The 12,058-nt window shown below is 57.6% G+C and carries 14 protein-coding genes and 1 riboswitch; of the genes, 9 read left to right on the top strand and 5 right to left on the bottom strand.

Features of this window, described 5'->3' with window-relative positions; translation table 11 throughout:
* Window positions 1-48 precede the first annotated feature (48 nt).
* A complete protein-coding gene (locus tag QCD69_RS05600; protein WP_301251295.1) occupies window positions 49-957 on the bottom strand; it encodes a gluconeogenesis factor YvcK family protein in 909 nt (302 codons plus the stop codon).
* A gap of 177 nt (window positions 958-1,134) precedes the next feature.
* Window positions 1,135-1,268, top strand: a riboswitch (molybdenum cofactor riboswitch).
* Here QCD69_RS05600 and moaA point away from each other — a divergent pair.
* The 8 genes from moaA (at window position 1,255) to QCD69_RS05560 (ending at window position 5,977) form a co-directional block, all read left to right on the top strand.
* Window positions 1,255-2,244: a GTP 3',8-cyclase MoaA gene (gene moaA, locus QCD69_RS05595; protein ID WP_253461063.1), complete on the top strand. Its 990-nt coding sequence runs from the start codon at window positions 1,255-1,257 to the stop codon at window positions 2,242-2,244. Its footprint overlaps the riboswitch before it by 14 nt.
* A 15-nt stretch (window positions 2,245-2,259) precedes the next feature.
* On the top strand, window positions 2,260-2,775 hold the full coding sequence (gene moaB / locus QCD69_RS05590; RefSeq protein WP_301251293.1) for a molybdenum cofactor biosynthesis protein B: 516 nt from the start codon (window positions 2,260-2,262) through the stop codon (window positions 2,773-2,775).
* A 3-nt stretch (window positions 2,776-2,778) separates the two neighbouring features.
* Entirely contained in the window at window positions 2,779-3,264 is a 486-nt protein-coding gene (moaC, locus tag QCD69_RS05585) for a cyclic pyranopterin monophosphate synthase MoaC (RefSeq protein ID WP_253454831.1), read from the top strand.
* Entirely contained in the window at window positions 3,257-3,502 is a 246-nt protein-coding gene (gene moaD, locus QCD69_RS05580; RefSeq protein WP_253454830.1) for a molybdopterin synthase sulfur carrier subunit, read from the top strand. Before moaC ends, moaD begins: the two co-directional genes overlap by 8 nt.
* 1 nt (window position 3,503) lies before the next feature.
* The gene (moaE, locus tag QCD69_RS05575; RefSeq protein ID WP_301251290.1) at window positions 3,504-3,956 is read left to right on the top strand and encodes a molybdopterin synthase catalytic subunit MoaE; all 453 of its coding nucleotides are present in this window, start codon (window positions 3,504-3,506) and stop codon (window positions 3,954-3,956) included.
* 121 nt (window positions 3,957-4,077) lie between these two features.
* Complete coding sequence (locus tag QCD69_RS05570) at window positions 4,078-5,166, top strand: DUF1615 domain-containing protein (RefSeq protein ID WP_253454829.1); 1,089 nt, start codon at window positions 4,078-4,080, stop codon at window positions 5,164-5,166.
* Window positions 5,167-5,274: 108 nt separating this feature from the next.
* Window positions 5,275-5,658 (top strand): type II toxin-antitoxin system RelE/ParE family toxin, encoded by a 384-nt coding sequence (locus tag QCD69_RS05565; RefSeq protein ID WP_253454828.1) that lies wholly within the window; start codon window positions 5,275-5,277, stop codon window positions 5,656-5,658.
* Window positions 5,651-5,977 (top strand): helix-turn-helix domain-containing protein, encoded by a 327-nt coding sequence (locus tag QCD69_RS05560; RefSeq protein ID WP_301251287.1) that lies wholly within the window; start codon window positions 5,651-5,653, stop codon window positions 5,975-5,977. The genes QCD69_RS05565 and QCD69_RS05560 overlap by 8 nt, the downstream gene beginning before the upstream one ends.
* A 50-nt stretch (window positions 5,978-6,027) precedes the next feature.
* On the opposite strand, the gene QCD69_RS05555 is transcribed toward QCD69_RS05560, so the two are convergent.
* Entirely contained in the window at window positions 6,028-7,971 is a 1,944-nt protein-coding gene (locus QCD69_RS05555; RefSeq protein WP_253454826.1) for a methyl-accepting chemotaxis protein, read from the bottom strand.
* A gap of 227 nt (window positions 7,972-8,198) precedes the next feature.
* Here QCD69_RS05555 and QCD69_RS05550 point away from each other — a divergent pair, with 227 nt between their 5' ends.
* Window positions 8,199-8,909: a Bax inhibitor-1/YccA family protein gene (locus tag QCD69_RS05550; protein ID WP_125288836.1), complete on the top strand. Its 711-nt coding sequence runs from the start codon at window positions 8,199-8,201 to the stop codon at window positions 8,907-8,909.
* Window positions 8,910-8,938: 29 nt separating this feature from the next.
* Here the strand turns inward: QCD69_RS05550 and QCD69_RS05545 are convergent, their stop codons facing one another.
* Genes QCD69_RS05545 through QCD69_RS05535 form a run of 3 tightly spaced genes read right to left on the bottom strand, consistent with a single transcriptional unit; the run spans window position 8,939 to window position 11,915 of the window.
* On the bottom strand, window positions 8,939-9,907 hold the full coding sequence (locus QCD69_RS05545) for a lysylphosphatidylglycerol synthase domain-containing protein (RefSeq protein WP_253454825.1): 969 nt from the start codon (window positions 9,905-9,907) through the stop codon (window positions 8,939-8,941).
* Entirely contained in the window at window positions 9,907-11,157 is a 1,251-nt protein-coding gene (clsB, locus tag QCD69_RS05540) for a cardiolipin synthase ClsB (RefSeq protein ID WP_301251285.1), read from the bottom strand. The genes QCD69_RS05545 and clsB overlap by 1 nt, the downstream gene beginning before the upstream one ends.
* Window positions 11,154-11,915, bottom strand: a complete 762-nt coding sequence (locus tag QCD69_RS05535; protein WP_253454823.1) for an endonuclease/exonuclease/phosphatase family protein — start codon at window positions 11,913-11,915, stop codon at window positions 11,154-11,156. Before QCD69_RS05535 ends, clsB begins: the two co-directional genes overlap by 4 nt.
* Window positions 11,916-12,058: the final 143 nt, after the last annotated feature.

Raw genomic sequence — 12,058 nt, 5'->3', positions numbered from 1 at the left:
GGCACCAGGCCGTCGCCGTCTCGTCCTGGGAGCAAGGGTTTCGGCGCGCTAGCCCAGCCGCTGGATCGCGTGCTCCAGCGCGCTGTGCAGCAGCTGGCGGTCGTGGCGGTATTTGATATCCGCCGCCTCCAGCGGCTCCTGCACAATCAGGCGTTCGCTGACGCCCGTAGTATCCACATGCGGGCCGACCACGACGGCATCAATCACCTTCCTGCCGATATATTTTTCCATGACGGTCAGCTTATCCGCCAGCGTCAGCTGTGCCGCCGCCGGGCTAAGCTCTTTGCCCAGATTACCGATAAACACCATCGGCGCGGGCGTGCGTCTGAGCGCCTGCGCCATATCCGGCAGCAGCAGCACCGGCATCAGGCTGGTATAGAAACTGCCTGGCCCAATCAGGATCAGGTCGGCCTCGTGGATTGCCTCAACCGCTTCTTTGGTCGCGTTGGCTCTGGCCGAAAGCAGCAGCTCGCGCGGCGGCATGGCAAGCTTGTCGATCGCCGTTTCGCCGTAAACCTGCTGGCCCCGATCGTCAAGGGCTATCAGGTCGACCGGCTGTTCGGACATGGGGATCAGAAAGGCATCCACCTTCAGCAAACTGCGGATCAGATTGATCGCCTCGATCGGCCGCACGCTCAGGTGATCCAGCGCTTTCAGCATCAGATTACCCAGGTTATGTCCGGCCAGCTCGCCCTGGCCACCGAAGCGATACTCGAACATGGCGGAGGCCACGCTGGGTTCGGTAATCAGCTGGTTCAGGCAGTTGCGCATATCACCCCAGGCGATGCCGCCTTCCGCATGACGAATACGTCCCGTGGAGCCGCCGTTATCGGTGGTCGTGACAATGCCGGTCAGGCGTGAGCCGAGCGACGACAGCGCGGATAAAACACGGCCCAGGCCATGCCCGCCGCCAAGCGCCACGACGCGATCGAGATCGGCCAGAGTACGGTTACGCATAAAATTCCTTCAATATGTTAACAGTGCAGCCAGCCTGTCAGTGGTTTTTGCCTTATTTTACGCTAAGGTGCCGTAAAACGGCGGTAAAAAAACGTTATATATCAAAATACATAGCGAAATTCCTTACTGGCAACCGCGCTTCGTTAGCAGTAGACTTTTACTACCATGGCTTACCATACCGGTAAGTCACACTTAGCCCTGGCGCCTAAGTCTTCGGATAGGGTGCTTTGGCCGCAACTTTACGTTGCCAGGGTGCAGAAAGAAATGCCTGCATCTCCCGATATTTGGAAAGGTGTTCTGGTGTCACAATTTACTGATAATTTCGACCGCAGCTTTTACTATCTGCGCCTGTCGATCACGGACGTTTGTAATTTCCGCTGTACCTATTGCCTGCCGGATGGCTACAAGCCGCAGGGCGTCACCAACAAAAGCTTCCTCTCGCTGGATGAAATCCGGCGCGTCACCCGTGCCTTTGCGGCGGCGGGCACGGAAAAGGTGCGCCTGACGGGCGGTGAACCTTCGCTGCGTCGCGATTTTACCGACATTATCGCCGCGGTGCGCGAAAACAGCGCTATTCGTCAGCTGGCGGTCACCACTAACGGCTACCGGCTGGCGCGTGACGTGGCGTCCTGGCGTGAAGCGGGGCTGACGGCGCTGAACGTCAGCATCGACAGCCTTGATGCCCGTCAGTTTCACGCTATCACCGGTCAGGACAAATTCCATCAGGTCATGGCGGGTATTGACGCGGCCTTTGACGCAGGCTTCAGCAAGGTCAAAGTCAACACCGTGCTGATGCGCGACGTTAACCATCACAGCCTGCAAACCTTCCTTGACTGGATCCGTGACCGGCCAATCCAGCTACGCTTTATTGAGCTGATGGAAACCGGCGAAGGCGGCGATCTGTTCCGTAATCACCACGTATCAGGCGAGGTGATCCGCGACCAGCTGCTCCAGCAGGGCTGGGTTCGCCAGCTACGCGGGCGCAGCGACGGCCCGGCGCAGGTGTTCTGCCATCCGGACTATGCCGGTGAAATCGGCCTGATCATGCCCTACGAGAAAAATTTCTGCGCCAGCTGTAACCGCCTGCGCGTGTCGGCCGTCGGCAAGCTGCACCTCTGTCTGTTTGGCGACGGCGGCGTGTCGCTGCGCGATCTGCTGCAAAGCGACGATCAGCAGGCAGAGTTGCAGGCGCGCATTGCCGCCAGCCTGAAAACCAAAAAGCAGACGCATTTTCTGCATCAGGGCAACACCGGCATCACGCAAAATCTCTCTTTTATCGGCGGCTAACGCATGGAGTCTACAATGGCAAAATCGACGGCGGAATTTATCCCGCTTAACGTGGCGGTGTTGACCGTCTCCGACAGCCGCGACGCGGCGGAAGATACCTCGGGCGACTATCTGCGTGAAGCGCTGGCGGAAGCCGGGCATCAGGTGCTGGATCACGCGCTGGTGAAAGACAACCGCTACCGCATTCGCGCCGTGGTCTCCAGCTGGATCGCCAGCGCGGATGTCCAGGTGGTGATCGTGAACGGCGGGACGGGCTTTAACAGCAAAAACAGCACGCCGGAAGCGCTGCTGCCGCTGTTCGATCGTGAAATCGACGGCTTTGGCGAGCTGTTCCGCATGGTTTCCTGGGAAGATGTCGGCAGCGCGACCATTCAGTCGCGCGCCGTCGCGGGCATGGCCAACCAGACGGTGATTTTTGCCGTTCCCGGCTCCACCCGCGCCTGTCAAAGCGCCTGGGAAAGCATTATCCGCGATCAGCTCGACGCCCGCACTCGTCCCTGTAATTTTGTCCCGCACCTGAAGAAGCCCTGAACTATGTCCCAACTGACCCATATTAACGCCTCCGGCGAGGCGCACATGGTGGATGTCTCCGCCAAAAACGACACCGTACGTGAAGCGCGTGCGGAAGCCTTTGTGGTGATGCATCCCGATACGCTCCAGATGATCCTGGACGGCAGCCATCACAAGGGCGATGTCTTCGCCACGGCGCGCATTGCGGGTATTCAGGCCGCCAAGCGTACCTGGGAGCTGATCCCGCTGTGCCATCCGCTGCTGCTAAGCAAGGTCGAAGTGACGCTGAGCGCCGATACCGCCAACAGCCGCGTGCGTATCGAATCGCTGTGCCGTCTGACCGGCAAAACCGGCGTAGAGATGGAGGCGCTGACGGCGGCCTCGGTGGCCGCGCTGACCATTTACGACATGTGCAAAGCGGTGCAGAAAGATATCAGCATTGAACAGTGCCGACTGCTGAGCAAAAGCGGCGGCAAATCCGGCGATTTTAAGGCGGATAAGCATGATTAACGTCCTTTTTTTTGCGCAGGTGCGCGAGCTGGTCGGCACCGACAGCATCAGCGTTACCGAAGACTACGCCACCGTGGAAGCGCTGCGTGCGGCACTGGCGCAGCGAGGCGATCGCTGGTCGCTGGCGCTCTCGTCAGACAAGCTGCTGGCGGCGGTCAATCAGACTTTGGTTTCCGCCCAGCATCCGCTGAAAGCGGGCGACGAGGTCGCGTTTTTCCCACCGGTAACCGGAGGTTAAAATGGAAACCCGGATCAGAGTAGGGCAGGCGCCGTTTGAGATGGCGGAAGAGTACCGCTGGCTGGCCGCCTGTGATGAAGATGGCGCGGTGGTGACCTTTACCGGCAAAGTGCGCAATCACAACCTGGGCGATAACGTTTCTGCGCTGACGCTGGAGCATTATCCGGGAATGACCGAAAAGGCGCTGGCGGAGATTGTGGCCGAAGCGCGCGAACGCTGGCCGATGCAGCGCGTGACGGTGATCCATCGTATCGGCGAGCTGTTTCCCGGCGATGAAATCGTGCTGGTTGGCGTCAGCGGCGCACATCGAGGCGCGGCTTTTGCGGCGGCGGAATTTATTATGGATTATCTGAAAACCCGCGCGCCGTTCTGGAAAAGAGAAGCCGCGCCGGAAGGCGAGCGCTGGGTTGATGCCCGCGACAGCGATAAAGAAGCCGCCTCGCGCTGGGCATAGCGGTTCTTTGCCGCCGGTCGGCAAGGGCGGGCCGTTCCGGGGCTGTTTTAGCCCGCTCTGATGGATTAATCATGTTTCGCTGTGTAACCTTGAGGTAAATTTTTTTTACACAGGGAAAGTCATGGTTTACTCCGCCGTTAAACGTCTGTCGCTGCTGGCCTTGCTGGTGCTGGCAGGCTGTAGCACTCAGCCTGAAAAGAAGCTGCCCGAGCGGCGCCCGGCCGATGTAAAAGCGCAGATCACCCGGCTGCTGCCGTCCAAAGTCAGCGATCGTCAGGGCTGGACCGACGACATCTTCGCCGCGTTCACCAGCCAGAAGCTCGATCCTTCCGTCAGCAACGTCTGCGCCGTTATTGCCGTCGCCGATCAGGAAACCACCTTTAATGCTAACGCCAGCGTGCCGGGCCTGCCGAAAATCGCCTGGGGCGAAATCGACCGCCGCGCGGGCAAGCTGCATATTCCCTCCTTCGTGGTGCGTACCGCGCTGCGGATCAAATCGCCGAACGGCGAGAGCTATACCGACAGGCTGGACAAGGTGCGCAGCGAAAAAGAGCTGAGCGCCATTTTTGATGATTTTATCAATATGGTGCCGATGGGGCAGACGCTGTTTGGCAACCTCAACCCTATCCACACCGGCGGCCCGATGCAGGTCAGCATTGCCTTTGCCGAGGCCCATGCCGATGGCTACCCTTACCCAATCGATGGCACTATTCGTCGGGAAGTGTTTAGCCGTCGCGGCGGCGTCTGGTTCGGCACCCGCCATCTGCTTGGCTATCCGGCTAACTACAGCAAAACGCTTTACCGCTTCGCGGATTTTAACGCGGGCTGGTATGCCAGCCGCAACGCGGCGTTTCAGGCTGCCGTGGCGCGGCTTAGCGGCATTAAACTGGCGCTGGACGGCGATTTGATCCAGTACGGTTCGGATGCGGCCGGCTCCACCGAGCTGGCGGTACGGGCGTTGCACTTAGGGTTAAGCGACGGCGCCATCCGCAGCGCGCTGGAGAAAGGCGAAACGCTGGCGTTTGAAAAAACCGACTTATGGCAGCAGGTGTTTGCCCGGGCGGATAAAAATGCCGGCAGGCGTCAGCCGCGCGAGATGCTGCCCGGTATTAAGCTGGAAAGCCCGAAAATCACCCGCAGTCTGACTACCGCATGGTTCGCGCAGCGCGTGGACGGACGTTATCAAAGCTGTCTGGGACGGGCAAACTAAGTCGATATGGTTAAATATTGCGCTTTGCTACTGTCCTTAGTACTATAGTAAAGTAAGGTCTGTCAGGGCGCAGGAAGCGCCGGGTAATTGATAGCAAGGATAGCGATAATGGCGATTTTTGTATTAAAGCCGTTCGACAGAAATCTCAAGGGGACGGGTATTGATAACGATAAGATTCGGCAGGCCGCCAGAGAAGTAATAGCCGGTTATTATGAAGCCAGTCTGGGCGGCCATGTCTATAAAAAGCGCATTCCGCTGGAGGCTGGAAAAAGCGGAGGCGCGCGTGCTGTGGTGGTGTTTAAATTGCAACAGCATCTTTTCTTTGTTAACGGTTACCCTAAATCCGCTGCAAAAAAAGCGGGTAAGGAAATTTCAGCCAGCGAGCTTGAAGCATACAGAAAAATTGCGGCGGAGCTGTTCACTATGTCGCCTGAAATAGTGGAAAAAGCGCTGGCCGCAGGAAAAATGCGAGAGGTTAAATTTGATGGTTGACCATTTAAAGGACTTACAGGAAATCGCCCACGACTTTCATGAAGTCGGCGGCGTTTCTGCTGAAACCGTGCACTACATTGATGCCCGTGTTCGATTGCAGGAGCTACGCCAGCGTCTTCCGGCGGTGCAGGATATGCCCGGCCAGGCGATACGGCAGCTGCGCGAGCGTTTCGATCTCAGCCAGGCGATGCTGGCCGAATACGTCAATATGTCGGTGGTAACCATTTCCAAATGGGAGCGGGGCGAAAAGAAACCTAACGGCGCGGCGTTAAGGGTACTGAATACGCTGGCGCGCAAAGGCCCGGATGCTTTTGCCTGACGTTATCCTGAGCGATTAAGGCAGCCTCACTAAGAGGCTGCCATCTTCCGTTATGCCGATTCCAGCCTGAAAATTTGTACCGTTTGCGCCAGCTGTTTCGCCTGATCTTCCAGCGAAGCGGCGGCGGCGGACATTTGCTGAACCAGCGCGGAGTTCTGCTGCGTCGCGCCGTCCATCTGGTTGACGGCCACCGTCACCTGGCCAATGCCCTGCGACTGCTCGTCGGAAGCGTGCACGATCTCGCCGATAATCGTCTTCACGGAATTCACGGCGGTATTCATCTCCTGCATGGTTCTGCCCGCGTCCTGCACCAGCGAAACCCCGGTATTTACGCGCTGCGTCGATTCGCCAATCAGCGCCGAGATATCTTTTACCGCGTTGGCGCTGCGCTGCGCCAGGCTGCGTACTTCCGACGCCACCACGGCGAAACCACGGCCCTGTTCGCCAGCCCGTGCGGCTTCCACCGCGGCGTTAAGCGCCAGAATATTGGTCTGGAAGGCGATGCCGTTAATGATGCTGGTGATGGCGCCGATTTTCTGCGAGCTTTCGTCGATCTGCTGCATGATTTCCACCACCTGCTGCACCAGCTGCTCGCCTCGCTGTGCGATAGCGGTAGCGTTATCGGTCAGCTCGGTGGCGCTGTGCGCGTTATCGGCATTGTGCTTCACCGTGGCGGTAAGCTGTTCCATGCTGGCGGCGGTCTCTTCCAGCGCGGCGGCCTGCTGTTCGGTACGCGATGCCAGATCGAGGTTGCCGGAAGCGATCTCTTCTGCGCCCTGGCGGACGGAATCGCTGGCGGAAATGATCTCGCCAACCATCGTGCGCAGCTGCTGCTGCATGGTCTGCATGGCGAAGAAAATGCTTTGCCTGTCCTGCGCACCAACCGGAATATCCGCACTGAGGTTGCCTTCCGCCACGCCAAGCGCGATTTCTGCGGCCTGAGAAGGTTCGCCGCCCACCGGCCGGGAGATTTTTCGGCTGAACAGCACGCCCAGCACGGCGCAGACAATCACAATGCTCAGCACCATCATAATCAGCGCATGGATCAGCTGACGGTTGGCCTCAGCCATTACCGCACTGACCGGCGCCACCACGCCCAGATACCAGGGCTGCTGGCTGTTGCCGATGGTCACAGGGCGCCAGGTTTCCAGCACATCCTCGCCCAGCACGCGGTCAAAATGCTGCACCACATCCTGGGTAAAGCCGTTGGTTTCGCCTTTATACGCCTTGCCCGCTTCCGCTTTGTCAGGGCTGGACACCACCAGGCCTTTGTTGGAAAGCAGCAGCGCATAGCCGGTGCCGCTCCAGGGCTTCACCGCGCCCACGCTTTTTTGCAGCGAGGCGAGCGAGATATCGGACGTGGCGACCGCTTTCAGCTGGCCGTTATCCATAATCACCGCCGCCACCGAGGTCAGCAGCGTCGGCACGCCGTTATAGGCGTAGCTGTAAGGTTCAATCAATACATCCTTTTGCAGCTTTTGCGGGATCAGATAGTAGTCGCCCTGGCCGGGCGTGAAGATGGATTCCAGATTATGCATGGCGAAATTGCCCGCGCTGTCGCGATCGACAAAGCGTGCGAAACGTCCCTGCGGCGGCGTACCTGGCCGGGCGGCGAATTCCGCATCTTTGCCGTCAAAGGCATTGGCTTCAAAGGTGATCGACAGCGACAGATAGTCCGGATTCTGCTTCATGGCTGCCTTCATTAACTCTTCCGCGACTTTGCGATCGGGCACGCCAGCGGCGGGCAGGGCGAGAATGCTCTGGCCCATATCTCTGGCTACCGTGCGGGCGTAATCAAGGCTTTGCTGCACGCTGAGCGCGTTGCTTTGGGCAATTTGTCCCAGATACTGCTCGGCGATTTTGCGCTGTTGCTGGCTGGACTGCCAGCTGAGCAGACCAATAGTGATGGTAAAACCGAGCGTGATAGTTAACGCGCCGGTCAGGAGCATCATGGTGCGCGTGCTCATTTTTCGCTTCTGGTGTGGCTTGTTCATCAGGAACCCCTGGAGTGAATTAAATTGTTCTCAGACTTCCCGGTAAGCGTTCTCCCTGTGTTCACTCTATCGGCAAAAAATGGTTGACCTTTATACAGTCGCGGGGCGTCAGGCCAGGTTTGTGGTGCAAGGGGAATTTTTGTCACGAAAAAGCTACAGGCGCTGCTGGCCCAACCCGGCCGGACTGTGCCAGACTTAGCAGTAAATTCACCTTAAAGGAGAGCATCATGGAAAGATATCCTCGTTCCAACGGTTCTATTGTTTCCGGCGCCACCACGGGCCTGCAAACCTACATGGCGCAGGTCTACGGCTGGATGACCTGCGGTCTGCTGCTGACCGCTTTCGTGTCCTGGTTTGCCGCCAACACCCCTGCGGTCATGCAGCTGGTTTTTGCCAATAAAATTACCTTTTACGGGCTGATTATCGCCCAGCTGGCCGTGGTCTTTGTGCTGTCCGGCATGGTGCACAAGCTGAGCGGCGCGGTCGCGACCGGTCTGTTTATGCTCTATTCGGCGCTGACCGGGCTGACGCTGGCCAGCATCTTTTTGCTATACACCTATTCGTCTATCGCCAGCACTTTTGTGGTCACGGGCGGGATGTTCGGCGTAATGAGCTTCTGGGGCTATACCACTAAGCGCGATCTGAGCCGGATGGGCAGCATCCTGTTTATGGCGCTGATCGGCATTTTGCTGGCGTCGCTGGTCAACTTCTGGCTGAAAAGCACCGCGCTGATGTGGGCCGTTACCTATATCGGCGTGCTGGTGTTCGTCGGGCTGACCGCGTATGACACGCAGAAGCTGAAAAATATCGGTGAGAATATTGATGTGCGGGATAAAGAGAATCTGCGCCGCCACTCGATTATGGGCGCGCTGACGCTGTATCTGGACTTTATTAACCTGTTCCTGATGCTGCTGCGGATTTTCGGCAACCGCCGTTAATGAACAAGGGGCGTTTACCGCCCCTTTTTTTACGCCTGCTTTTGCATATCCTGCTGGTTTTTATGCCGCAGGCTTTTCGCCCGGCTCTCCAGCCACAGATAAAGCACCAGCGCCAACAGCAGCGGCGCGATAAAGTAGATGACGCGATAGGCCAGTAGCCCGGCGATAATGGCGCCGTGCGACAGATGTTCGCCGCTCAACAGCGCCAGGAATACCGCTTCCAGCACGCCAATCCCGGCAGGGATATGAATAATCACGCCCGCAATACTGCTGATCAGCAGTACGCCCAGCACCTGAGGATAATCAACCTGCTGTGCAAACAGCAGCCAGATAATCATCCCCATCACCAGCCAGTTAGCGCTGGACACCGCAAACTGCAGCATCGCCATGCGGAAAGAGGGCAGAGCCAGCTTGTGGCCTTTTACCGTCCAGCGGCGACGTTTGGAGAAGGCGCAGAGCGCAAGATAAAATACCACAAAAGCCAGCAGCCCCACGCCGATCGCGCGTAGCGTGCCTTCGCCGATAAACCAGCCTTTGGGGATCGGCACCGCGCCGCTGCTGAAGACGATACCGGCCACCAGCACGTAGCCCAGCCAGTTGGTAGCGATACTGAGCGAAAAAATACGCGTAATGGTGCTGCCGCTCAGGCCGAGCCGCGAATAGAGCCGGTAGCGCATCGCCACGCCGCCTACCCAGGTACTGAGCGTCAGGTTAAAGGCGTAGCAGATAAACGACACCAGCATCACCTGCCGCTTTTGCAGCTTGTGGCCGCAGTAGGCCTGGCCGATTAAATCGTAGAGGCCATAGGTCAGATAGCTGACCACCACCAGAGCTACGGAGGCGAGAATAGCCGTGCGGTTATAGTTGGTAATAACGTTAAGCACGTCATGCCAGTTAACCTTGCGGGCGTAAATCACCAGCAGCACGATTACCGCGATAAAAAACAGGCCGGTCAGCCCTTTTTTTATCCATTTCCAGCGAGCATGTGACTGAGACATCAGGATTTAGCCCTCTCTTTTTCACTGTCAGATTCGACGCGATCCTGGGTTTCCATTTCAGGCTGCACCGGCGGCGCGATCTGCGCCAGCTTAGGCGTATGCGCGGGCAGCCAGCCGGCAATCGCCGGGAAATGCCGCAGGAAGTGGAAGACCACAATGCTTTTCCCCAGCTGCCACCAGTTTTGAGGAGGGAGCTTATCTTCATCCACCCGTACGCAATCCTCGGCCAGCAGACGCGTCAGTTCGGTGCGCAGGGTCTGGTTGAATGCGCGATCGTGAATGATCAGATTCGCCTCCAGGTTCAGCGACAGGCTAAGCGGATCGAGATTGCTGGAGCCAACCGTTGACCAGAAGTTATCCTGGATGGCAATTTTGGCATGGAGCGGACGCCGGATATATTCGTACACCTCCACGCCGCCGCCGACCAGGTAGTTATACAGCAGCTCTGCGCCGACCTTGACGATCGGCATATCGGGCTTGCCCTGCACGATCAATTTCACCGATACGCCGCGCTGGGCCGCCGAGCGCATTTCGCGCAGCAGACGATAGCCGGGGAAGAAATAGGCGTTGGCGATAATCACCTCTTCTTTGGCCTCGCGCAGCATATCGATATAGTGTTGCTCGATATCGTCGCGGTGCTCGTCGTTATCGCGCCAGACAAACAGCACCTGCGCATCGCCCGGCGCACGGTTGCGCACGGCGCGGTGCGACCGTCCGTTCCACCAGCGCCTGACCGGCTGTTCGCTGTTGATCGCCTCCTTGACGTAGCGGGCAATATCTTCCACCACCGGGCCTTTGACCTCGACGGTGTAGTCCTGCTTCGCTTCCTCGCCGTAGCTGGAATTATGCTCGGCGGAATAGTTAATGCCGCCGACAAAAGCGATTTCACCGTCGCAAACCACGGTTTTACGGTGCATGCGGCGGAAAACGTTGGTTCTCATGCCAAACACCAGCGGGCGCGGATCGTAAAAGATAAAGCGCACGCCAGCGGAGGTGAGACTGCGGATAAATTCCGGCGAAAGGTCGTTAGAGCCATAGCCGTCCAGCAGCATTTCAACCTTCACGCCGCGCGTGGCGGCATCCAGAATAACTTCCTGCAGAGCTTTTCCGACTTCATCCTCAAAAAGAATAAAAGTTTCCAGCAGCACGCTCTCTTTTGCGCGGCGGATCGCCTCGAAGACGCGGGGAAAATATTGTTCGCCATTGGCCAACAGGCGCAGGTGATTACCGTCACGCCATTCCGTTTTCATAAGTGTATCTCCACAGCCAGAGGCGCGTGATCGGACAGGTGCGACCAGGGTCGCAGCGGTATTTTGTGCGGATGACTGACGGCGGCATTACGGACGTAAATTCGATCCAGTCGTAACAGAGGAAAGCGGGCAGGGAAGGTACGTGCCGGGCGGCCGTTTTTCTGGCTGAATACCTCTTCCATCCCCGCTCCTCGTTGTAATATTTTATTGGCTTTTTGCTGCCAGTCGTTGAAGTCGCCCGCCACCACCACGGGTTCATCCGGCGGCAGACTATTAAGCAGCTCGCAGAGCATGGTTAGCTGAGCGGCGCGATGCGCGTCCCGCAGGCCCAGATGCACGCAGACGGTATGCAAAATCTTGTCGCTGTCGGGGAGCGTTATTTTACAGTACAGGAGGCCCCGCTTTTCCGTGCCCTCTACGGAGATATCCCGGTTTTCATAGGACAAAATGGGAAAGCGGGACAGCAGCGCGTTGCCATGATGGCCTTCAGGATAGACGGCGTTGCGCCCATAGGCGAAATCTTGCCACATCATCTCGGCAAGAAATTCGTAATGGGGCGTGTCGGGCCAGTTCTGCACCTTAATAGAGTGCAGATCGTGAGAGCCCATGACCTCCTGCAAAAAGACAATATCGGCCGAGGTATCTCTGACCGCATCCCTTAATTCCGGCAAAATAAAACGCTTATTGGTCGCGCTGAAACCCATGTGCGTATTGATCGTCAGGACTTTTAATGAAAATCCTTGCGGTTTTTGTGACATACTGTGCGCGCTCTCCTCTTCGGATCAGGAAGAGTAAAGTGTAGTCCTTGTCACAAAAGTGTGCCGCTAAGTGCAGAAATTTACGGCATTAATTAAGAACTACGGTAGTCTGATGAAATGCGTTGTCACTTACTGTGACAGCC

This window comes from Erwinia sp. PsM31 (assembly GCF_030433775.1).
Taxonomy (GTDB): Bacteria; Pseudomonadota; Gammaproteobacteria; order Enterobacterales; family Enterobacteriaceae; genus Erwinia; species Erwinia aeris.
This window is presented reverse-complemented; position numbering and strand designations above follow the sequence as displayed.